Source organism: Streptomyces sp. NPDC058683 (genome assembly GCF_042716195.1).
GTDB lineage: Bacteria > Actinomycetota > Actinomycetes > Streptomycetales > Streptomycetaceae > Streptomyces.
Window position 1 is genome coordinate 1 of record NZ_JBHXSK010000013.1, and the last position, 21,938, is coordinate 21,938.

16 protein-coding genes are annotated in these 21,938 nt (G+C 72.1%); 2 read left to right on the plus strand and 14 right to left on the minus strand.

What is annotated here, in order from left to right; genetic code table 11:
* Window positions 1-238 precede the first annotated feature (238 nt).
* From ACFWXC_RS15830 to ACFWXC_RS15855, 6 genes are all read right to left on the minus strand, one after another.
* Window positions 239-2,827 carry a SpoIIE family protein phosphatase gene (locus ACFWXC_RS15830; protein ID WP_384478963.1) on the minus strand — a complete coding sequence of 863 codons (2,589 nt, stop codon included), beginning with the start codon at window positions 2,825-2,827 and terminating at the stop codon, window positions 239-241.
* Between the two features lie 250 nt (window positions 2,828-3,077).
* The gene (locus ACFWXC_RS15835) at window positions 3,078-3,494 is read right to left on the minus strand and encodes an ATP-binding protein (protein ID WP_384478965.1); all 417 of its coding nucleotides are present in this window, start codon (window positions 3,492-3,494) and stop codon (window positions 3,078-3,080) included.
* A 140-nt stretch (window positions 3,495-3,634) separates the two neighbouring features.
* Window positions 3,635-4,138 (minus strand): (deoxy)nucleoside triphosphate pyrophosphohydrolase, encoded by a 504-nt coding sequence (locus tag ACFWXC_RS15840; protein ID WP_384478967.1) that lies wholly within the window; start codon window positions 4,136-4,138, stop codon window positions 3,635-3,637.
* Between the two features lie 30 nt (window positions 4,139-4,168).
* Entirely contained in the window at window positions 4,169-4,372 is a 204-nt protein-coding gene (locus tag ACFWXC_RS15845) for an SPOR domain-containing protein (protein ID WP_384478969.1), read from the minus strand.
* A 302-nt stretch (window positions 4,373-4,674) separates the two neighbouring features.
* On the minus strand, window positions 4,675-5,427 hold the full coding sequence (locus ACFWXC_RS15850) for a GntR family transcriptional regulator (RefSeq protein WP_384478971.1): 753 nt from the start codon (window positions 5,425-5,427) through the stop codon (window positions 4,675-4,677).
* A gap of 147 nt (window positions 5,428-5,574) precedes the next feature.
* Window positions 5,575-6,792, minus strand: coding sequence for a DUF4190 domain-containing protein (locus ACFWXC_RS15855; RefSeq protein WP_384478973.1), 1,218 nt, complete (start codon window positions 6,790-6,792; stop codon window positions 5,575-5,577).
* A 262-nt stretch (window positions 6,793-7,054) separates the two neighbouring features.
* Here ACFWXC_RS15855 and ACFWXC_RS15860 point away from each other — a divergent pair, with 262 nt between their 5' ends.
* Complete coding sequence (locus tag ACFWXC_RS15860; protein ID WP_384478975.1) at window positions 7,055-8,230, plus strand: serpin family protein; 1,176 nt, start codon at window positions 7,055-7,057, stop codon at window positions 8,228-8,230.
* On the opposite strand, the gene ACFWXC_RS15865 is transcribed toward ACFWXC_RS15860, so the two are convergent.
* The 7 genes from ACFWXC_RS15865 to ACFWXC_RS15895 all read right to left on the minus strand — a co-directional run bounded on the left by ACFWXC_RS15865 (window position 8,227) and on the right by ACFWXC_RS15895 (window position 18,236).
* On the minus strand, window positions 8,227-8,349 hold the full coding sequence (locus ACFWXC_RS15865) for a hypothetical protein (protein ID WP_384478977.1): 123 nt from the start codon (window positions 8,347-8,349) through the stop codon (window positions 8,227-8,229). The two genes, ACFWXC_RS15860 and ACFWXC_RS15865, sit on opposite strands and share 4 nt — an antisense overlap.
* Window positions 8,350-8,388: 39 nt before the next feature.
* Window positions 8,389-9,183, minus strand: a complete 795-nt coding sequence (locus ACFWXC_RS15870) for an SDR family NAD(P)-dependent oxidoreductase (RefSeq protein ID WP_384478979.1) — start codon at window positions 9,181-9,183, stop codon at window positions 8,389-8,391.
* A 111-nt stretch (window positions 9,184-9,294) separates the two neighbouring features.
* On the minus strand, window positions 9,295-12,288 hold the full coding sequence (locus ACFWXC_RS15875; RefSeq protein WP_384478981.1) for a glycoside hydrolase family 2 TIM barrel-domain containing protein: 2,994 nt from the start codon (window positions 12,286-12,288) through the stop codon (window positions 9,295-9,297).
* Between the two features lie 39 nt (window positions 12,289-12,327).
* Complete coding sequence (locus tag ACFWXC_RS15880; protein ID WP_384478983.1) at window positions 12,328-15,054, minus strand: alpha-mannosidase; 2,727 nt, start codon at window positions 15,052-15,054, stop codon at window positions 12,328-12,330.
* 26 nt (window positions 15,055-15,080) lie between these two features.
* On the minus strand, window positions 15,081-15,923 hold the full coding sequence (locus ACFWXC_RS15885; RefSeq protein WP_384479312.1) for a carbohydrate ABC transporter permease: 843 nt from the start codon (window positions 15,921-15,923) through the stop codon (window positions 15,081-15,083).
* Between the two features lie 20 nt (window positions 15,924-15,943).
* The gene (locus tag ACFWXC_RS15890) at window positions 15,944-16,894 is read right to left on the minus strand and encodes a carbohydrate ABC transporter permease (protein ID WP_384478985.1); all 951 of its coding nucleotides are present in this window, start codon (window positions 16,892-16,894) and stop codon (window positions 15,944-15,946) included.
* A 7-nt stretch (window positions 16,895-16,901) separates the two neighbouring features.
* Entirely contained in the window at window positions 16,902-18,236 is a 1,335-nt protein-coding gene (locus ACFWXC_RS15895; RefSeq protein ID WP_384478987.1) for an ABC transporter substrate-binding protein, read from the minus strand.
* Between the two features lie 248 nt (window positions 18,237-18,484).
* On the opposite strand from ACFWXC_RS15895, the gene ACFWXC_RS15900 reads away from it, so the two are divergent.
* Window positions 18,485-19,486 (plus strand): LacI family DNA-binding transcriptional regulator, encoded by a 1,002-nt coding sequence (locus ACFWXC_RS15900; RefSeq protein ID WP_384478989.1) that lies wholly within the window; start codon window positions 18,485-18,487, stop codon window positions 19,484-19,486.
* Window positions 19,487-19,535: 49 nt separating this feature from the next.
* On the opposite strand, the gene ACFWXC_RS15905 is transcribed toward ACFWXC_RS15900, so the two are convergent.
* Window positions 19,536-21,731 carry a DEAD/DEAH box helicase gene (locus ACFWXC_RS15905; protein ID WP_384478991.1) on the minus strand — a complete coding sequence of 732 codons (2,196 nt, stop codon included), beginning with the start codon at window positions 21,729-21,731 and terminating at the stop codon, window positions 19,536-19,538.
* Window positions 21,732-21,938 lie beyond the last annotated feature (207 nt).

Sequence of the window (21,938 nt, forward strand, 5' to 3'; positions counted from 1 at the left end):
CCTTTCAGGGGCGTCAGCCGTACCGCCCCTGAAAGGGGCGCGGGGAACTGCGCGAGCAACCACGACGGCCCCGCACGGAGCGAACCGGCCGCACCCCCACCAGACGCGCGGAGAACCGCGCGCACAACCACGACGGCGCCGCACGGGGCAAAACGGCCGCACCCCCACCAGGGGCGCGGGGAACTGCGCGAACGGCCGCGACGGGGTCGCACTCGTGGCACGGCCGGTGTCGCCCCTGTCAGAACAGGCTGAGCAGCGCCTCCGCTGGGTCTGTCAGGCCCGTTTCGCCGTCGGGCAGGGGGAGTTCGAACCACACGGTCTTCCCACGCGGCGTCCGGCGGGAGCCCCACGCCGCGCTCAGCAGCCCGACGAGTTGGAGCCCCCGCCCGCCCTCGTCCGTGTCGCGGGCCCGCCGGCGCCTCGGCTGGACCAGGCCGGAGTCCCACACCTCGCACACCAGGGTGCGGTCGAGGAGGAGACGGAGCCTTATCTCCCCCTCGCCGTACCGCAGCGCGTTGGTGACCAGCTCGCTGACCAGCAGCTCCGCCGTGTCGACCAGCGGCTCCAGGTCCCAGCTGAGCAGCTGGCCGCGCGCGTACTCACGGGCGCGGCCCACACTGCGCGGCTCGCGCGGCAGCGTCCAGTCGCCGACCGACTCGGCCGGCAGCCCCTGTACACGTGCCATCAGCAACGCGATGTCGTCCTCGCCGTGGTGCGTGTCGAGGGTGTTCAGGACGTGGTCGCAGACGTCCTCGAGGGGTTGGGAGGGGTCCGTGAGCGCCCCGACGAACGCCTGGAGCCCCTCGTCGAGGGGATGGTCGCGGGATTCGACCAGGCCGTCCGTGTAGAGGGCGAGCAGCGCGCCCTCGGGGAGTTCGACCTCGACCTCCTCGAAAGGCTCGCCGCCGACGCCGAGCGGCATGCCGGGCGGCACGTCCAGCATCAGGGCGTCCTCGCCGGGCTCGACGAGAACCGGCGGCAGATGGCCGGCGTTGGCGAACGTACAGCGCCTGGTGACGGAGTCGTAGACGGCGTACACGCAGGTCGCGAGGTAGACCTCGGAGAGGTCGGCGTCGCGGGGCTGGCGGGCCGTGCGGGTGGCCTGCTGGACCCCGCCGGGGGTGCCGAGGCCGCGCGCGATCTCGTCCAGCGCCGAGAGGACCTCGGCGGGTTCGAGGTCGAGCAGGGCCAGCGTACGGACCGCCGTGCGCAGTTCGCCCATCGCGACCGCCGCGCGCAGCCCTCGGCCCATCACGTCGCCGACCACCAGCGCCGTGCGGTGGCCGGGGAGTTCGATGACGTCGAACCAGTCGCCGCCGACCTCGGTGGCCGCGTTGCCGGGCAGGTAGCGGCACGCGATGTCCAGGCCGGACGCCTCGGGGTCGCCGGGCGGGAGCAGGGACCGTTGCAGTATCAACGCGCGTTCGTGCTCACGGCGGTACAGGCGCGCGTTGTCGATGCAGACGGCCGCGCGGGCCGCCAGTTCGACGGCGAGGTCCCGGTCGCGGTCGCCGAACGGCTCGCTGCCCTTGGTGCGGGCGAACTGGGCGAGGCCGACGACCGTGTCGTGGGCGACCATCGGGACGGCGAGGGTGGACTGGACGAGGCCGCCCTCCTCGGCCGGCACATGCTGCGGGCGGGCGGTGCGCAGGGCGTCCGCACAGGGCGAGTTGAAGGGGTAGTGGTGGACCGCGCCGACGGCGACCGGGGCGCCGCCGCCCACGAAGGGCGCGTCGGAGACCGCGCTGGCGAAGGCGACCCGGCGCAGCTCCGCGCTGCCGTCGGAGAGTCCGGGCGGCCGCTCGTCGCCCGCCAGCAGACCCTGGTAGAGGTCGACGGTGGCGAGGTCGCAGAAGCCGGGGACGACCACGTCGAGGAGTTCGCGGGCGGTGGTCTCCAGGTCGAGGGAGTTGCCGATGCGGGCGCCAGCCTCGTTGAGGAGGGCGAGATTCCGCCGGGCCGCGGCGGCCTCGCGGGCGGCGGCGCGGCGGGCGGTGATGTCCAGGCCGAGCCAGGCGATGCCGATGGGGCGGCCGGTGCCGCTGTGCACCCGGTAGAGGTTGATGGACCAGTGCCGGCGCTCCTCGGAGCCCGGCACGAACCCCGTGACGTGCATGTCCGTGATGGAGTTGCCGGTCTCCAGGACCCGGCGCAAGGTGGCCGCGACCCGCTCGGCCTCGGAACGCGGCAGGTAGTCGTGGACGCCCTTGCCGCGGTGGTCGTCGGGGCTGCCGCCGAAGATGGAGGAGAACCGCACGTTGGCACGGCGGATCCGCAGGTCGGGATCGATCAGCAGGAAGCCGAACGGAGATTGACCGAATATCGACTGCGAGGCGGCGAGGTCGGTCTCGATGCTGCGCAGGGTGCGGACGTCGACCACTATGCACACGGCCGCGTTCTCGCCCTCGGCGGTGCGGGTGGGCATGACGTAGACCTCGGCGAGGCCCTCCTCACCGCGCTCGCCGTCCGCCGTGTCGGGCATCCGGAACGGGACCACACCGGTCCACTCCCGCCCGTCCAGGATCTCCGCCATCTTCCGCTGGCCGCGCTCGCGCAGGTCCGGGTCTATGAACGCCTCGATCGGATCCATGCCGACGGCGCGCTCCGCGGGGATGCCGAAGATCTGCTCGGCGCGCAGGCTCCACTGGTCGACCAGCCCGCCGGCGCCGATGGAGAACGAGGCGACCTTGATGTAGTCGTAGATCGAGCCGGGTGGGCTGCTCTGCCACATGGCGTCGCCCAGGGCCGCGGCTGTCTCCGCCGTCCCCGCCCTCGCACCGTCCGACGGGTCCTCGGACTCCGTGGCCTTAGCTGGTATCTCGCTCACGCGAACCGTCCCCTCCAGCTCACCGCACCCGGCACCGGTCACCGGGGGCGGCTGCCCGCAGTATCCAGCACTACGGCGCCGCCTGACACGGTGTTCACGATCACAGCACGGTCCCGACGATTTCCGGACCGGACCGTGACAACACTTCCAGTCTTCTAACCAGGGAACACGCCGTCGAATCACGTACTCCGGCACCCATTCCCCGGCCACTCCGGCGAGTGGACGTCGTAGCGCTGCGTGTACACCCCGTTCACCCCGCCCGGCCGGGTACCGCCAGCTCGAACCAGACCGTCTTCCCGGTGTCGCCGGGCCGGGTACCCCAACTGCGCGAGGACCCGGCGACCAGCTGGAGACCGCGGCCGCTCTCGTCGTCGGGGCTGGCGGCGCGCTCGCGCGGCGGGTCCGGGAGCGGGTCGGAGACCTCCACACGGAGGGTGTCGCCGAGGCCGGCGGGGCGGACCAGGCGGACGCCGATGGGGCCGGTGGCGTGCCGGAGCGAGTTGGTGACCAGCTCGCTGACCAGCAGGGCGGCGATGTCGGCGAGGCCGTCGAGACCCCAGCCGGTCAGTTGGTCACGGACCGCGGTCCGGGCGGTGCGCACGGCGCCCGGTTCCGCGGGAAAGGTCCAATCGGCGGTGTCACCTTCGGTGTCGATCACACCGATCACTTCCCAGTCGCATCGCTGGCCGCGAGCCCACCCATGTCCGGTTTCGTGGGGTTAATGGGCACATACCCGGTTACCGGGATGCAGTACCGCATGGGAGGGCGCACTGTGGCTCGAACGGCGTACGAGAGTGGCCCGTGCGCCTACGAGCTCGGGGGGTGCGGTTGCCGGGCGGGTGCGGCGCCGCGTGGGCTTGTCGCGCAGTTCCCCGCGCCCCTGACGGGAGCGGGGCTTCGCCCCTGCCCCCGCCAACCCGCCAACGCGGCCACCTCACGTACCGCCGGCACGTCCTGGTCGAGCCAGTTCACGTCCCAGAGTTCGTCCGGGGTCAGCCACCTCAGCTCGTCGTGGTCCTGGAGGGGCTTCGGGGCGGGGGAACCCGGGCGCAGGGCGGCCGTCCAGGCCTGGAGGACGTACGGCTCGCGCAACGGCCACTCCCCCGGCACCCGCGTCAGCGGCTCCGCCTCCACGCCCAGTTCCTCGCGCAGTTCGCGCACCAGGGCCTGTTCGGGGGTCTCGCCGGGCTCGACCTTGCCGCCGGGCAGTTCCCAGCGGCCGGCCAGCTCCGGGGGTGCGCTGCGGCGGGCCGCGAGCAGGCGGCCGGCGTCGAGCAGCGCGGCTCCGACCACCACGATCCGTTCGCTCATGGTCCGGAGCCTACGGGAGGCGATGGAGGGTCAGTTGCGCCTGCCGGCGTCCCCGCTGCCGTTGCCGAGGCCGATGCGTTCGACCCAGTAGAGCTGCTTGTGTCCGCGGTCGTCGAGACTGTCGGCGATCTTCTGCGCCTCGGCCCGGGTCGCGTACCGGCCGACGCGGTAGCGATTGCCGTTGTCGTCCTGCCGTATGACGAGCCAGGGGAGAGAGACCGTGCCTTCCGTCATCGCGCCCCTCCGTTTCTCCCGGCTCCCGCCCATCCCCGCCCCGCTAAGGAAACCGCACTCCGCATATGCCCGAGCGTACGCCTAACCTTTACGCAGCGAATACGGCTTTTCACAAAGAGGTACGCAACCAGCCAGAACGGTGGGGGCGCGCGATGACGAACGCGCCGTTCGCGCACCCGTCACTTCCAGTCGGAGGCATACCGGGGAGAGCCGGGACCACCTGCGAGAACGGCCAGATCATAGCGGCCGGGCCCAGGCCCTGACAGAGACCGTCGAGACGTCAACTATCGCAAGGGTGTGCGCTACTTCACGGGGAGGTGGTACGCGGCGCGGTACCGGTCGGCCGGGATGACGACGTCCGCGGTCTCCACCGGGCGGCCGGAGGCGTAGTACGTCCGCTGGATCACCAGGACGACATGACCGGGGACACCGCCCAGGGTGAGCAGTTCCTCGGCCAGGCCGGGGCGGGCGCCGACCTCCTCGGTGACGTTGTCCACGATGACGTCGATGGCCCGCATCCGCTCGACCACGCCCATGCCGCCGAGGGGGCCCTCCTCGGGCAGCATCACGGGCGTGCGGCCGGTGACCGCGAGGGGTTCCCAGGAGGTGGAGAGCATCATCGGCTCACCCGCGTCCCGGAACAGGTACCGGGTGCGCATCACACGGTCGCCGACGTGGATGCCCAGCCGGTCGGCGATCACGGCACCGGCCTCGGCCTGCTCGCTGCGCGACTCCCAGGTGCCGCGCGCGGCCGCGTCGGACTGCTCCTGCCGGAACGGGGTGGCGCCGCCGACCGGGCGGAACCCGGAGCGGGCCAACCGCCGGGGCACGGGCCGCTCGCGCACATAGGTCCCGGAGCCGGAGCGGCCCTCGACCAGCCCCTCGGCCATCAGCACCTTGCGGGCCTCCAGGGCGACGGTGTCGGAGACGCCGTACTCCTCGCGGATGCGGGCCTGGGAGGGGAGCCGGGTGTGAGGGGGCAGCGAACCGTCGACGATCTTCTTACGGAGATCACCCGCGACACGCAGATACGCCGGCTGCTCACCGAAAGTCACTGGCCGCTCCCATCAGGTTGTACAGACAGCAACAGCCTGGCAACCGTGGGTTGTGCCATGCAAGCAAAGGCCAGAGAATCACTCGATGTGATGACATACGGCCAGGGAAGGCTTTACGCAGGCACTTTCTCCCCGCTATAGCCACGGTCACACCTGCATACCGGAGCCACTTCCTCCGCTGCCGGAGTCGCCGCTTCCGTCGTCGTACGCGGGCGGGACGGTGGCGAGGCCCAGAGCTTTGCGTACGGTCACCGTGCGGTGCGGGTCGATCAGCTTGGTCCCCTTCTCGTAAGGCGCGTAGAAGGTATCGACGTCCGGCGCCTTCGCGGCCTTCGCCCACTCGGCGCGCGCCTTGTCGAGGTCGGCGGCCAGGGCGAGGACCGGCTGCTTCGTGTCCGCGGTCCACTCGTACGAGCGCAGCATCGCCGACTGCTTGCCGAGCGCCGTGGCCACCCGGCCCGCCCACGCCTTGTTCCCGGGCAGGTCGTCCTCGATGTAGTCGGAGTCCGGCGCGGTGTCCAGGGCGGCGTTCAGGACGTGCGCGGCCTTGAGGTAGGCGACCTGTTCGGGGGCGTAGGAGTCGGCGCTCTCGTGGTACGAGCTGGTGAGCCTGTCACCCTTCGTGGCGCTGCCGAAGGCGCAGACGACACTGCGGTCCCCGGCCGTCCAACTGTCCTCGCTGGGCGTGAAGTAGTACACGGCGACGTCGTCGGGGACCGCCCAGACGTCGAAGGAGTAGGTCTCCTCCAGGGCGTAGCAGCGTTGGTCCGCGGAGCCGCCGACCGCGTCGTCGCCCGGGTAGCCGGTGCCCTTGAGGTCGTAGGTGCCGAAGACCTCGCCGTCGTGCTCACCGTCGCAGGCGACGTGCGTGACGTCGGTGATCAGGTCGTCGTCGAGCGAGTGGTCCGGGGTGTCGAAGCAGTCGCCGGTGGACAGCGAGAGGCTGGAGCGGTCGTTCGCGCCCTCCTTGACGCCCTCCCAGAAGCTGGCCGCGCCGCCGGTGGCGAGCAGCAGCACCCACAGGGCCAGCCCGATCCCGGAGAACACCGAGCCGACGACCGCCATCGCCGTGCCGCGCTCACCGCGCTTGCGGATCTGGCTCAGCGCGACCAGTCCCAGCACCAGTCCCACGCCCGGCAGACAGCACAGCAGGCCGAGCACGAGGGAGGCGATGGCGAGGCCGTTGACGGGCGCCGGGACGGCGTAGGGGCTGTAGCCCTGGCCCCAGGGCTGGTACGGCGAGGGGTAGGGCGGCTGCTGTCCGTACGGTCCCTGCGGATACTGCGGGTACTGCGGCAGGCCCGTCTGGGGCGGCTGGTACGGCCCTTGTGGCTGCTGGGGGCCGGGAGGCGGAGGTATGGACACCGGTACCTTGCTCCTGAGGGGGCGTCTGGCCGCGTGAAACGGACAGCTGAACTGACGTACGACTGCGCGCATCGTAAGCGCGCCGTGAGCGGGGGCGGAATGAGGGTGGGGAGAGCGGTCGTGCGCGCGGTGAACGCGCCGACCGCGCGCTGGGCGGCCGCTTCGGCTTCCTGGCCCCGCGCCGGCACTCCCGTCTCGCCCCCGCGGCGGGCCGGGTCGGGGATCCCCTGCCCTTCCCCGAGTACTCCTGGAAGGACGACCGATGAACGACACCGTCAGCGCCGTCAACGCGCTCACCGCACGCTGGGCGCAGCGGACCAGACAGGGCACGGTCTTCTCGGCCGCCGGTGTCTGGCCCCTGCTGGCCTTCCTCGCCGACGGCGCCGCGGGCCCCGCCCGGGACGAACTGACCCGGGCCGTGGGGCTGCAAGCGGACCAAGCGGCGGCCGGTGCACGGGAGTTACTCGGCGGGCTCGCCTCGATGCACGGTGTCGGGGCGGCCCTGGGACTGTGGACCGACCGTGCGCTGGAGCTGCGCGAGCAGTGGGCGGCCGGGCTGCCCGCCGACGCGCACGGGGCGCTCGGCGCCGACCCCGCGGCCTCCCAGGAGGCGCTGGACGCGTGGGCGGCCAAGCGCACCGAGGGGCTGGTCGAGCGGATGCCGGTCAAGCTCACCGAGGGCGCCCGGATGGTGCTCGCGACCGCGCTGGCCCTGCACACGGACTGGCGCCAGCCGTTCCGGGAGACCGTGCTGCGGCCCGGTTCCGGGCCGTGGCAGGGCCGCACCCTGGCCGGTCTGCACCGCAGCAGTGTCCGCACGGACCGGATCGGGGTGACCGCGGGCCCGGACGGGCACGTCACCACGCTGAAGGTCCTGGGCGGCAACTCCCTCGACGTGCATCTGCTGCTCGGCGAGGAGGGGATGGCGCCCGGGCAGGTGCTGCACACCGGCATCGGCGTCCTGGAGCGCGCCCTGCCGGTGACCACCGGCGGCCAGCTCCCCTACGGGCAGGCGGGTCCGGGGGTGGCCGTGGAGCGGCTGCCGTCGGCCACCCCGGACTCCGTGCAACTCGATGTGACGACCGTCGGTTTCGAGGTGCGCGCGGACCACGATCTGCTGCAACTGCACGGTCTGTTCGGGCTCTCCACGGCGGCCGACGCCCGCGAGGGGCACTTTCCCGGCATCAGCGCCGCGCCGCTGGCCATCGGGGCGGCCGGGCAGTCCGCGGTCGCGGAGTTCGGGCCGCTGGGCTTCCGGGCCGCCGCGGTGACGGCCGTACTGGCGGCGCCGGGCGGCGGCCCGCCGCAGTACCGGCACGAGTCGACCGTCGTCCGGGCCACCTTCGACCGCCCGTTCGGCTTCCTCGCCGTGCACCGGGAGACGCGGCTGGTGCTGGCGGCGGGGTGGGTGACGGAGCCGGCGGTCGGGGCCGGCTAGGCGGAGCCGACGGCCCGGGTGCGCTTCTCCCGGGCCGCGACGGCCCGTCGCACACCCCGGTCCCGTGCGGCGGGCTCGGCCTCGGCCGTGTCCGTGGCGTCCGGGCGTACCGGGTCCACCCGCCCGGGGTGGGCGGCGGCGAGGAGGCCGGTGGCCGCTCAGGCCCCGGACGAGCGCGGGCGCAGGAGCCGTTCGCCGAACCTGGCCATGAGGCCGCGGGGCAGCAGACGCGGGGTGAAGGCCGTGATCTTCCAGGGGACGCCGACCACGACGAGCGGCCGGCGCCGGTCGACGGCGCGCAGGGCGGCGGTCACCACGCTCCGGGGTGACCTCTTGGGACCGAACCGCGCCTCGTCCTCGTTGCCCAGCACGTCGAAGTACTCGGTGTCGGTGGCCGACGGGCAGCAGGCGGTGACCCGGACGCCGCGCCCACGGGTCTCGGCCCAGAGCGCCTCACTGAAGGACTGCACGAACGCCTTGGTGGCCGCGTAGACGGCCTGGTACGGCATGGGCTGGAAGGCTCCGGCCGAGGAGACGTTGACGACGACGCCCGCACGCCGCTCCAGCATGTCCGGAAGGTAGGCATGGACGAGGTCGGCGACGGCGGCCGCGTTGACCATCACCACATCGTGGTCGAGGCCGGGGTCGATGGTGTCGTATCTGCCGTAGGTGGCGAAGCCGGCGTTGTTGACGAGCACGTCCACCTGACGCCCGAGGGCGTCCGTCGCCGCCCGGATCCGCGTGGCGGCGTCGGGCAGGGAGAGGTCCGCGGGGAGCACGTCCACGGTGACGCCGTGGCGGTGCGTCAGCTCGGCGGCCAGTTCGTCCAGCCGGTCCTTGCGGCGGGCGACCAGGACGCAGTGGCATCCGCGCGCGGCCAGTTCGCGGGCGAACGCGGCGCCGATGCCCGAGGACGCCCCGGTGATCAGTGCGGTCTTTCCGTCATATCGCATGGGGCTTCCGTCCCTGTCGTCCGGCGCATCCGCCAAGAGTGTGAATGAATTTTCATTCGCACTCTCGGCGGATGTCAAACACCGCTGCCGGAGCCCCCGTTCGGGACAGCGTCAGACGGCGGGCGGTACCTGGCCCCCGGTCACGCGCAGCCTGATCGTGCGGGCCTCGGGGCGCAGCGCGAACTCGGGCCACACGTCCGGTCCGCAGGCCCGGGAGCCGAGTCCGTGCTGGGCCGCGTCGATGATGAGGTGGCTGGTGGTGGACTCCGGGAGTTCGTAGGGGTGGGCGGCCCGGGCGAGCTGCTGGGGGGTGTGCCGGGCCAGGGTGAAGCCGGGGCGCCGTCCCTGGGTGTCGGGGAGCGCCGTGAGGTGCAGTACCCCGGTGTCGGCGCTGGTCAGGGTGAGGCGGCGGAGCCGGGAGCGGTGGCCGGTCTCCTGGGGGCGTGCGTAGCCGGCCGCGAGGTCCGCGACGGCGGCGGAGAAGCGGCCGGTGCGGGCCGCGCGGAGGCTGTCCGGGTAGGACTCGTGCGGGCCCAGGCCGAACCAGTCGGCGCCGTCCACGGGGGCCGTCCCGTCGGGCAGTTCGAAGCGCACCCCGATGCGCGGCCACACCGTCGTCCAGCCGCGCGCGGGCTCGATCTCCACGCGCAGTTCCAGCTCGCCGTCCTCGAGAGACCACACGGTCTCCACCGTCACCGACAGCGCGGAGTGCGCGGCGGAGACCCGGTCGACGGTGCGCAGGGCGTCCGCGGTCCGCTCCACGCCGATGCGCCGTGCGGTCAGCCGGTCGAGTCCGTCGCGGCGCCACAGGTCGGCGCTGGACACCTCGGCGAGACTGGCGTCGCTGCCCTCCAGCCGGTCGGAGGTGCCCTCGTCGTTGTCGGTGGGCGCCCGGAACAGCTCCAGTCGCGGACCGGTCACGGCGCGTCCGGCGAGGCGGGTGAGGGAGCCGCCGGTGAACTCGGCGATGCCGAGGGTCAGGGTGCCCTCGTCCGGCCGCCAGCCGGTCCGGCGCCGCACGGCGGGCACCGGCCGCCGTTCCGAACGGTCCTGCTGGGCGGTGGCGATCTCGTGTCCCGCGGGCGCCCAGGCCGTCTCGGCCGCCAGCACCGCCTCGACCGTCAGCCAGGTCTCGGCGTCCGGGGCGACCGGGACCGGCGGCAGCGGCACCTGCCCCGACTCGCCCGCGGCCACCGCCGGGACCTTCAGGTCCCCGGACGCCACGAGGGTGCCGTCGTGCTCGACGCGCCACCTGAAGCGCAGGTCGGAGGTGTCGGCGGAGTGCCGCAGGTTGGTGATCGAGAGCCGGTCGCCGTCGAATGCGAAGCGGATCGGCTGCACGACCGCCTTGAACTCGTGGAGTCCGGGCGTCGGCACGTCGTCGCTCAGCACCATGCCGTCCATGACGAAGTTGCCGTCGTGCACGACCTCGCCGAAGTCGCCGCCGTAGGCGTAGTACGGCGTTCCCTCCGGGGTCCTGGCCAGGATGCCGTGGTCGCGCCACTCCCAGACGAAGCCGCCGTGCAGCCGGGGGTGACGGTGGACCAGTTCCTCGTACTGGTCGAGGGCGCCGGGTCCGTTGCCCATCGCGTGGGCGTACTCGCACAGCAGGAACGGCCTGGTGCGCTGCCGGGCGCCCTGGGCGGGGGTGCAGCCCAGCAGCGGGGCGCGGGAGCCGTCCGTGCCGATCTGCTCGGTCTCCGTCACGGTCGCGTACATGCGCGAGTAGACGTCGGTGTAGTCGCCGGTGTAGTCGCCCTCGTAGTGCACGGGACGCTCGGGGTCGCGGGCGTGCACCCAGGCCGACATGGCGGCGAGGTTGGCGCCGGTCCCGGCCTCGTTGCCGAGCGACCACAGCACGACGCCGGGGTGGTTCTTGTCCCGTTCGACGGTGCGCTCGATGCGGTCGAGGCAGGCCGCGCGCCAGGCCGGGTCGTCGGTCGGGTTGCCGGTCCAGCCGACGTTGTCGAAGCCGTGGGTCTCCAGGTCGCATTCGAGGACGACCCAGAAACCGAGTTCGTCGGCGAGGTCGAGCAGCCGGGGGTGCGGCGGGTAGTGGCTGGTGCGGATGGCGTTCACGTTGAACCGCTTCATGCGGGCCAGGTCCTCGCGGGCGTGCGCCTCGTCGAAGACCCGGCCGCGCTCGGGGTGGGCCTCGTGCCGGTTCATGCCGTGGAAGACGACCCGGCGGCCGTTGACCAGGAAGCGGTCACCGCGTATCTCGACGGTGCGGAAGCCCACCCGCAGGGCGATGCTCTCGGCGGCCGAGGACACGGTGACGTCGTACAGCCGGGGCTCCTCGGCCGACCACGGCTGCACGCCCGGGATGTCGAGCGGCGTCACGTCGGCCGCCGTCTCCCAGACCCGCTCGACGCCCAGTTCGGGGATGCGCAGGGTGACGGGGAAGGCGGCGTCGGCGGCGGTGATCTCGGGGTCGATCCGGCCGTGCCCGTCGGCGTAGCCGGTGCGCAGCCAGACGTCCTCGACGCCCCCGGCCGGGCGGGCCAGCAGGGTGACGTCCCGGAAGATGCCCGGCAGCCACCACTGGTCCTGGTCCTCCAGGTAGCTGGCCGCCGACCACTGGTGCACCCGGACGGCGACGACGTTGTCACCGGGGCGGACCGCGGACGTCACGTCGAACTCGTGGGCGAGCCGGCTGCCGCTGGCGCTGCCGATCTCGACGCCGTTCACCCACACCTTGAACAGCGACTCCACGCCGTCGAAGCGCAGCAGCACCCGCTCGGCGTCCGACCAGCCGTCGGGGAGGCCGAAGTGGCGGCGGTAGTCGCCGGTGGGGTTCTCGTCGGGGACGTGCGGCGGGTCGATCGGGAACGGGAACTGGATGTTCGTGTAGATCGGCCGGCCGTAGGCGCCGTCGCCCTCCAGCACCCAGTGCGCGGGCACCGGGATGCCGTCCCAGCCGTGGTCGTCGAAGTCCTCGGCCGCGAACTCCTCGGCCACGGCCGCCGTCGGCGACAGCCTGAAGCGCCAGTTTCCGTTCAGCGAGAGGGCGGGGGCGTCGGAGTGCAGCCACGAGCGGGCCGGGCGCAGGGCGCCACGCCACGGGGCGGTGTCCGATACGTACGCGGAGTGCTCGGAGGGCAAGAGTTCACAACTTTCTTGGTTTTGGGGGGTGTTGTGCCGCTAGCGGAGGACGACGGTGCGGATCTCCCAGGAGCCGAGGGCGAGTTCGAGCCCGTCCCCCGTGACCGTCTCCGCGGCGATCGGCCGGCCGAGCAGGTCGACGGTCGTGGCCTCGGTGAAGGCGCCGGTCACCCGGACGGTCGACGCGGTGTCCCGCAGCGCGGCCAGCCGGACCTCGGTGCCGGACCCGTGCTCCGGGTCGGTGACCCGGCGGATGGCGGACACCTGGACGTCCCGGCCGTCGACCTGCACACCGGTCGCGTCCGGGGGCAGCGGGGCGCCGCCGGGCGCGGTCCCGCGGGCGACCAGGACGTCGGCCCGGAACTCCTCGGCGAGCGCGACCGCGTTCGCGCCCTGCCAGCCGCTCGCCCAGGGCAGCACGGCGAACCGGTTCTCGATGCGCATGCCCAGGTCCTGCGCGCCCGGGACGGGGATCTCGCTCGCCGCGGGTTCGTCGCGCAGGGGGTGGAGGTTGACGCTGATCGAGCCGATGGCGCGGAGCAGGGTGAGGGCGAGTGCGGAGCCGTCGTCGACGAGTTCGTACTCGGCGGAGTGGTCGAGCAGGACGGTGGCCGGGCCCGCCGCCACGAAGGAGCTCGCGGGGAAGGTCGGCAGGGGGTACTCGCCCCAGCCGCCCTCGGCGGTCAGTCCGCGCTCGGTGACGGCGAACTGCCCGGCCGACGCGGAGGCGCCGACCGGCACGGGCAGCGGCACGTGGAAGCGCAGCCGGTGGTCGGCGCTCTGGTTGAGGAACGCGGTGGAGATCCGGACGAACGGCTCGCCCGCGCGGACCTCCACCACCATGTCCACGGGGGTCGGGACGGTACGGCCGTCCCGCCGGTCCCGGTCGTCCACGCTGAGCGCGGCCGGCCAGTCGTAGACGCGGGTGACGCGCAGCCGGGCCCGCAGCGGACCCTGGTCGAGGAGTTCGACGCCGACCCGGGCCGGCTCGGAGACGAGGACGTCGTGCGCCGGAGGGGCGTAGTTGTAGCTGTCGCCCCGGTCGCCGCCGTCGACGAGGCGGCCGACTCCGGACAGGACGGTGCCGTCGGGCCCGGTCACCTCCAGGGTGCCGTCGGCGGCCACCGTGACCTCGACCAGGCCGTTGGAGAGCCGGCCGGGCGTCGCCGTGACCAGCCGCAGCGCCGGGGCGGCGGGCCGGTCGGCCGGCTCGACCCGGAAGGCGGCCAGTCCGCAGGCGGGCACGGGCACGGCCACCAGCGCGGTGGCCCGGGCCTGGGCCAGCGTCCGCACCCGCCACTCCCCCGGGTGCGCGGCCGCGGCGGCGGCGACCTCGCCGCGCAGGGTCATCAGGTCGAAGGGACCGTCCGGTGCCTCGGCGAGGTGGAAGACCAGGGAGTTCGGGGTGAGTTCGTAGCGGTCGATCAGCAGGCCGAACAGCTCGCGGCGGTGGATCCGGCGCAGCACGCGTTCGAGCTGCGAGGCGTCGAGCCGCTCGTCGCTGAGGACGGTCGGGGCCTCGGAGACCAGCTGGACGGGGTGTGCCGAGCCGTCGGCGGTGGTCGCGACCAGCGTGCGCCCCTCCGGTGCGGCCACGACGTCCACCTCGACCAGTGCGGTACGGGGTACGGGCAGCGGGTTGGCGACCAGGTGACCGTCGCTCGGGACCAGGGCGGCGGGCTCGGCGAGGGCCGCGTCCCGGACGGCCCGGGCGGTCTGCGCGGCCTCGGCGAGGCGGGCGGCGACCTGGTCGCAGGTCTCGTCGGTACCGGAGCCGACCACCGAGTCATGGGCGGTCGACTCGATGATCTTGTGCCAGGCGAGGGCGAGGAAGTGCGACTCGTCGCGCCGGGACCACAGGGCGTTCATCCGCTCGGCGTGGTCGACGGTCCGCTCGGCGAGGGCCATCCGCTGCTTGAGCCCGAGCCGCACGGACAGCACGCCCGGCAGGATGTTGCCCCGGACGTGGCTGCGCAGTTCACCGGTGACGACGGTGGTCACCGCGTCCCGTACGTGCTTGCGGAGGTACTCGTCGAGCGTGCCGACGGTGATCGGCCGCTGCTCGCCGGAGGCCCGCCGCAGCCACTCCCCCAGTTTCGGGTCGGGCGCGTTGTGGTCGGTGCCGGCCATGGCCAGGAGCGGGTCGCCGCCCCAGCGCCCGGCGGTCAGTTCGGCGTACTCGGCGAGCGCCTCCCGGATCCGGTCCGGTACCAGCAGGACGTCGAGTCCGTTGTCGTACCCGTCGAAGAGGAACTCGGTGCGGACCTCGGAGCCGTCGGGGGCGCGCCAGCGGAAGGCGTGGCCGTCGACCGAGCCGGGCACTCCGCGCCACAGGGCGGCGTGCTCGATGCCGGCGCGGGCCAGGATCTGCGGCATCTGCGCGACGTGGCCGAACATGTCCGGGAGATAGCCGATGGGCATGGCCCCGCCGAGGCGCTCCGCGGCCGCCCATCCCATCTGGAGGTTGCGGACGATGGTCTCGCCGGAGCAGAGGAACTCGTCGAGCAGGATCAGCCAGGGCCCGACGGCCAGCCGGCCCTCGCGGACCAGGGCGGCGACCCGGTCGCGGTTCTCCGGGCGCATCTCCAGGTAGTCCTCGACCGCGGCCATCTGCCCGTCGACGGTGAACCGGAAGTCCGGGTCGGCGTCGGCGGTCGCCAGCACGGTGTCGAGGGCGGTGACGAGGCGGTGCCGGAACACCTGGAACGGCTCGTACCACTCCCGGTCCCAGTGGAAGTGGGGCACGAAGACGGCGGAGTCGGGCATGACGCGGAACACCTTCTGTGTGGGGGTCACTTGAGCGAGCCGGCGGCGAGGCCGGTCCGCCAGAAGCGCTGGAGCAGGATGAACACGATGATCACGGGCACGATCGACACCAGCGAGCCGGTGATGATGGACTGCTGCAGCAGGGGAGCCCGGGCGGTCTGGCCGTTCCACTCGTACAGGCCGAGCGTGATCGGGAAGAGGGACTCCTTCTGGAGCATCACCATCGGCAGGAAGAAGTTGTTCCAGATGGCCACGAACTGGAACAGGAAGATGGTCACCAGGGCCGGTGTCATCAGCCGGAACCCCACCGAGAAGAAGGTGCGGAACTCGCCCGCGCCGTCCAGCCGCGCCGACTCGATCAGCTCCTGCGGCACGGACGCGTTCGCGAAGATGCGCGCGAGATAGACGCCGAACGGGCTGACGATGCTGGGCAGGAAGACCGCGAGATAGGTGTTGACCAGGCCCGTCGCCGAGAACAGCAGGAACAGCGGCAGGGCGAGCGCGGTGGTGGGGACCAGGACGCCGCCGAGGATGACGGAGAACAGGAACTCCCGGCCGCGGAACCGGAACTTGGCGAGGGCGTAGCCGCACAGCGCCGAGATCAGGGTGCCGACGGCCGCGCCCAGCACCGCGTAGATCACGGTGTTGAGGATCCAGCGGCCGAAGATGCCGTCGCTGCGGGTGAACAGGACATGCAGGTTGTCGAACAGGTTGAAGTGCGAGAACGCCAGCCCGTTGGTGGAGGCGAGGTCGCCCTGCGGCTTGGTCGACGCGACGATCAGGAAGTAGACCGGCAGCAGGAAGTAGATGGTCAGCAGCAGCATCAGGGCCATGGCGGCCGTACGGCTGACGCGGCTCTCGCGGATCATGGAGGTGTTGTCGCTGTTGCTCACAGTCCCGCCTTCTTCGAGGTCAGTCGCATGAACCCGAAGCTCAAGACGAAGGTGATGACGGCGATGACGACGGAGATGGCCGCGGCCTGCTGGTAGTTGTTCCCGGAGGCCACCGTGTAGGCGAGCATGTTCGGGGTGAACGTGCTGGAGATGTTCGAGGAGATCTGCCGCAGCACGGCCGGTTCGGCGTACAGCTGGAGTGTGCCGATGATCGAGAACACCGTGGTCAGGACGATCGACGGGGCGATGATCGGTACCTTGACCCGCCAGGCGATGGTCCAGTTGTTCGCACCGTCGATCTTCGCGGCCTCGTACAGCTCCTGCGGGATCGACTGGAGCGCCGAGAACATGATCAGCATGTTGTAGCCGGTCCACAGCCAGGTGGAGACGTTCGCGGTCGACCACAGGACGGCACCGGGTCCGAGGAAGTCGGGGTGCAGTCCGATGGCGTTCAGCAGGTCCACGACGGGGCTGAGCTGGGGCGAGTAGAGGTACGACCACATGATCGCGGCGATGACACCGGGCACCGCGTACGGCATGAACGCGGTGATGCGGAAGAACCCCTTGGCCTTCAGCAGGGGCGTGTCGAGGAGCAGCGCGATGGTCAGGGCGACGAAGAGCATGACGGGCACCTGCACGATGCCGAACAGCCCGATGCGGCCGATGCTGGACCAGAACTCGGTGTTCTCGAACACCTTCACGTACTGCTCGAAGCCGCCGAAGGTCGTGTACGAGGTCCCGTACTGCCCTCCGCTGCGGCGCACGACGCGGACGCTCTGCCAGAGCGCGTAGCCGACCGGCACCAGGTAGAACAGCAGGAACGGCAGGAAGAACGGGGTGACGAAGGCGGCGATGGTGCCCGCCCGGGGGCCGCCGCCGTTGAGGCGGCGGCGACGGCCCCCGGGCATGGTCACCGCGCCGGACGCGCGGTTCGCAAGATCGGTCATACCGCGGTCACTTACCCGCCGTAGCCGGGATCGCCTGGTCCTTCATCGACTTCAGCGCGGCGGCCTGGGCGGCCGCGAGCGCGTCGCTGAGCGTGCCCTTCCCGGCCGCGGCCTTGGCCATCGCGTCCTGGAGCGCCAGGTTCACCGTCTTCTGCGTGGGGCCCCAGGCGAAGCTGGTGTCGATCTTCTTGGACGAGGCGGCGAAGACGTCGAAGATCTTCTGGTTGTTGTAGTACGGCACGCCCTGCTTCAGCGCGGGAAGGTCCAGGCCGGCGTTGGCCGCCGGATAGAGGCCGCCCAGCTTGTTCTCCAGCGCCAGCGCCTCCGGGTCGGTGTTCAGCCAGGTGTTGAACTCGACCGACTCGTACAGGTGCTTGCTGCCCTTCATGAACGCGACGGTCGAACCGCCCCAGTCACCGGAGCCGCCGCTCGTGCCCCAGGTCGGCATCGGGACGATCGACCACTTCCCGGCCTGCTTGGGCAGGTTGTCGCGGAACCCGCTGTACCCCCAGGCGGCACCGACATAGCTGGCGATCTGGTCCTTCTGGTACGCCGCGTACATCTGCGTCGACCCGTTGGCGAGGTCGGTGCGCACGACCTTCTCGGAGATCAGCTTCTGCCAGTAGTCGGCGACCTGCTTGCTCTGCTCCGACTCGACGGTGACCTGCCACTTGTCGCCGGAGTAGCCGTACATCTTGGCGTCGTTCTGCCAGAGGAGCCCGTTGAACCACTCGGCGTTGTTCGGGTCGAAGAACGTCATGTCGAGGTTCGGGTCCGCCTTGTGCAGCTTCTGGGCGGCCGTCGCGTACTCGTCCCAGGTCGTGGGGACGGCGACGTTGTACTTCTTGAAGAGGTCGGTGCGTACGAACAGGGCCATCGGGCCGGTGTCCTGCGGCATGGCGAACACACCGGTGCCGCCGAAACTGGCCTGCGACCAGGTCCACGGCACGAACTTCGACTCGGCCGCGGTGGCCGCCTTGCAGGCGGAGGCGTCCACGAAGGCGCTCTGCGTGCGCAGGTTGGGAAGCTCGTCATAGCCGACCTGGGCGAGGTCGGGCGCCTTGCCCGCCTTGAGGGCGTTGCCGATGAGCCCGTACTGGTCGTTGGAGATGTTCTTCATCTGGACCTGGACGTCCGGGTGCTTCGTGTTCCACAGGGCGACGACCTTGTCCATGCCCGGGACGGTGTTCCAGTACTGGAGGGTGACCTTGCCCTTCGCCGGCGCGCAGGACGAGGCGGACGCCTTGTCCGACGAACCGGACGAGGAGCATCCGGCGAGTACGACGATGCCCGCTGTGGCGGCCGCGGCGGCGAGGCGGGTGCGAGTGACTGTGCTGCTCATATCTTCCGTTCCAGAGAACGCCTGGCGAGGGTCGGCAGGCGGGTCGACGTTGACACCTGGAGGCGGATGCCTTCTGGTTGGAATCAGGTTCCGTGAGCGGTAACGTGAGCGCTCACGGGAGCGGTAACGGGAAGTTGATTGGGAGTGTGAGCTTCGGTCCGCCGGAGTGTCAAGGCTCAAAACATCGGACCCGGCATACTCGGTGTCCCTGCGACGCGGTCGCGTCGGCAACTGCACGGAGGTGAGCGATGGCGTCGTCGGGGACCGGACCCCGCAGGGTGACGATCGACGATGTGGCCGAGGCCGCGGGAGTGTCCCGGCAGACCGTGTCACGCGCGCTCAACGACAAGGGCGAGATCGGCGTCTCCACCAAGCAGCGCGTCCTGGACGCCGCCCTCGAGCTCGGCTACCGGCCTAGCCGGTTCGCCCGCGGGCTGGTGCGGCAGGACACGATCAGCGTCGGACTGGTGATCCCCGACCTGCTCAACCCGTTCTTCACCGAGGTCGCCGCCGCCGCGCTGGACGCGGCCCGGGGCCGCGGCTGGCACGTCGTGGTGTACGACACCGGTGACCACGTCGAGGAGGAGCGGGGCACCCTGGAGGTGATCGCCTCGCAGGTGGACGCCGTGGTGGGCTATCTGAGCCTGCCCGAGGACGAGATCGCGCGGCTCACCCGGGGGCTGCCCGTCGTCCTCATCGACCGGAAGAGCCCCACCGAGCGGTTCAGTTCGATCCGGATCGACGGCGAGGCGGGCGTGCACGCGGCGATACGGCACCTGATAGGGGCCGGGCACCGGCACATCGGCATGCTGGACCACGCGGAACGCTCCGAGCCGAGCGTCCGGCACGAGTGGTTCGACATCGCGATGTCCGCGTGCGCGCTGGACTCCGGTTCGGTGGCCCGCGCCGACCAGAGCGTGGACGGCGGGGAGCGCGCGCTCCAGGAACTCCTGGCCCGGCACCCGCACCTGACCGCCGTGTTCACGTTCAACGACATCATCGCCTTCGGGGCGTTGCGCGCCGCCCGCCGGCTCGGCCGCCAGGTCCCCGGGGATCTCGCCGTGCTGGGCTTCGACGGCCTGGGCCTCGGCACCCTCGTCGAGCCGGCGCTGACCACCGTGGCCCTGGACACCCGCCGCCTCGGCGCGCTCGCCGTCGAACAGACGGCCCGGCTCCTGACCGGAGCCGGCCCGCTGCGCCCCGACGAACTGACGGTGGGCGCGGAGCTGCGGCTGCGCGAGTCGGCGTAGCCGGCGGGCGGAACAGCGCCTGCGCGGGCCGGCGTGACCGGCGGGCCGCTCACGCGGGCTCGGCGGCCGGCCTCCCGTCCGCCATGCCCAGGCGTGCCTGTTCGTCCTCGACGATCCGGCGGGCCAGGTCGGTATCCGACACGTCGACCGCGTCCGGGGTGGCTTCGGCCACCGCGCTGCGGCGGGCGTAGGCGTCGAACAGCCGGGTCTTGTTCTCCAGCATCTTCACCAGACGTTCGTCCACTCCCCCGGTGGCGAGCAGGCGGTGCACCCGGACCGGCCTGACCTGGCCCATCCGGTGGGCCCGGCCCACCGCCTGGTGTTCGACGGTCGGTTTGATCTGGGGTTCGCAGATGACGACGACCGAGGCGGCCTGCATGTTGAGGCCGACGCCCGCCGTCTGGATCTGCGCCAGCAGCACCGCGGGTCCCGGGGCGGCGGTGAAGTCGTCGACGATCTGCTGCCGCCGTCCGGCGGGGACACCGCCGGTGAGCGGCCCGAACAGCGTGACCCGGTCGGCGAGCGCGTCCTGCACCACCCGCAGGACGTCCTTGAAGTACGAGAAGACCAAGGTCTTCTGCCCGTTCTCGGCGGCCTCCTCGACGATCTCCCGGAGCCGCTCCAGCTTGGCCGACCGCTCCGGGCGCTGATACGCGGCCCTGCGCATCGCCGGGAAGTTGCCGGCCTGCACGGCCTCGCGGTACGCCTCCTCGTCCGACGCGCTCAGCTCCTCCCACTCGTCGGTCCGCTGGAGGCTCGGTAGTTCCGTCAGCACGTCTTGCTGATTACGCCGCAGGTAGACGGGGGCGACGGCCTTGCGGAAGGCGACCGAGCCGGCCAAGGCGCCGTCCCGTCCCGCCGAGGCGCCGTCCCCCTCCGCCAGGGACTCCGCGACCCCGCTGTGGAGCATCCCGACCAGGTTGCGGAACTCCACGACCCGGTTCTCCATCGGGGTTCCGGTCATGAAGAGGGTGCGCTCGCAGCGCTCCGCCCACCGGGCGACCGCCTGGGACCGCTTGGTCTTCGGGTTCTTCACGGAGTGCGCCTCGTCGACCACGAAGAGGCCGACCTCGCCGCTCCCCGGTTCCGGAAATCCGCGCAGGGCGTCGAACGTCGTCACCGCGACCCCGCCCCGCCCCTTCCAGTCGGCGAACGCCTTGTGCCGGTCGGGGCCGTGGAGCAGTGTCACGCGCAGGGCGCTGCGGGCCGCGACCTCCCGGGTCCAGTTGACGAGGACGCTCGCCGGGCACACCACCACGAAGTGGCGCTGCCCCTCGGCGGCCAGGTGGGCCAGCACGGCGATCGCCTGGATGGTCTTCCCGAGGCCCATCTCGTCACCGAGGATCGTCTTGCGCTGCGCCAGGACGAAACGCGCGCCGAACGCCTGGTAGCCGCGCAGGGAGACCCGCCGGTGGGTGTCGTCGAGCCGCTGGGCGCGGACCCGCTCGGCGATCTCGTCCGGCAGGAAGCCCTCGGCGGCGGCCGTGTCGGGCCGCTGCTCGGAGATCTCCGCGAGCAGGCCGTAGTACTCGGCGGAGCGGAGTTCGAAGTCCGCCCAGGCGGCGAGGTCGGAGGACGGCCCGCGGAGCAGGTCGACCGAGGACTGGGCGAACAGCTCGGACAGCCCGGCCCGCTCCGCGTCCGCCAGCAGGGAGCGGAGTTCGGTCACCGCCGCCAGCGCGCGAGCCTTCTTCTCCCGGCCCGCCAGCAGCATCCGCAGGCGCCCGGTGGCGGGTCCGGCGGCGGCCAGCAGCGGCTCCAGCCGCTTCGCCGTCCCGGTGGCCCGGGCGACGGCGCGCACGGCGTCCGGGCCGGCCTCCACGAGTGTGTGCAACGCCATGACCAGCGCGGTGGTGCCCGGCTCCGGCCGGTCCACGTCGATATGGACGGCCACGGTCTCGTGCACGGCGTCGGAAAGACTGCGGGCCGCGGCGAGCATCTGGTCCGCGGTGCGCCGGCCGACCCCGGGGAGCTGCCGCAACCGGTAGGCGCCGGCCGCCAGCACCTCGCCGACCGTGCGCAGTCCGCTCTGCTCGACATGGTCCAGCCGCAGCCGTCCTTCGGTGACGTCCTGGAGCCGGGCGACGGGAAGGACGTCCAGTTCCCGCTGTGCCGCCGCGTCGTGGAGCGGCGTCAGGGCTGCCCGTACCGCCTCGACCGCTCTGCCGTGATCGGCGACGACGTCGCACGCGGCCGTGTTCAGCCGCGTCCCGCTCGCGACCAGTTCCCGCTCCGCCCGCCCCACGTACCCCGCCCCCTAGTTCGCCCTTCCCGCATCCTCCCACCGTCGGCCGAGAGAGACAGAGACAGAGGTCGAGGCAGAGGCCGCGACAGAGGCCGCGACAGGGGCAGAGGCCGAGGCCGGGGGGACGGATCGCTGTTCCGGCGGCACCGGCGGAGGTGGTGGACGGTCCTCGGTGCGGGGGCGGGGGCGGGTGGGCGTTTGCGTTCG

Bases quoted from the DNA above. Each gene is read 5' to 3' on its own strand.
- ACFWXC_RS15840 (WP_384478967.1), bottom strand. From the start codon at position 4,138: ATGAGCGAACGGATCGTGGTGGTCGGAGCCGCGCTGCTCGACGCCGGC.
- ACFWXC_RS15845 (WP_384478969.1), bottom strand. From the start codon at position 4,372: ATGACGGAAGGCACGGTCTCTCTCCCCTGGCTCGTCATACGGCAGGAC.
- ACFWXC_RS15860 (WP_384478975.1), top strand. From the start codon at position 7,055: ATGAACGACACCGTCAGCGCCGTCAACGCGCTCACCGCACGCTGGGCG.
- ACFWXC_RS15870 (WP_384478979.1), bottom strand. From the start codon at position 9,183: ATGCGATATGACGGAAAGACCGCACTGATCACCGGGGCGTCCTCGGGC.
- ACFWXC_RS15880 (WP_384478983.1), bottom strand. From the start codon at position 15,054: ATGCCCGACTCCGCCGTCTTCGTGCCCCACTTCCACTGGGACCGGGAG.
- ACFWXC_RS15885 (WP_384479312.1), bottom strand. From the start codon at position 15,923: ATGATCCGCGAGAGCCGCGTCAGCCGTACGGCCGCCATGGCCCTGATG.
- ACFWXC_RS15890 (WP_384478985.1), bottom strand. From the start codon at position 16,894: ATGACCGATCTTGCGAACCGCGCGTCCGGCGCGGTGACCATGCCCGGG.
- ACFWXC_RS15895 (WP_384478987.1), bottom strand. From the start codon at position 18,236: ATGAGCAGCACAGTCACTCGCACCCGCCTCGCCGCCGCGGCCGCCACA.
- ACFWXC_RS15900 (WP_384478989.1), top strand. From the start codon at position 18,485: ATGGCGTCGTCGGGGACCGGACCCCGCAGGGTGACGATCGACGATGTG.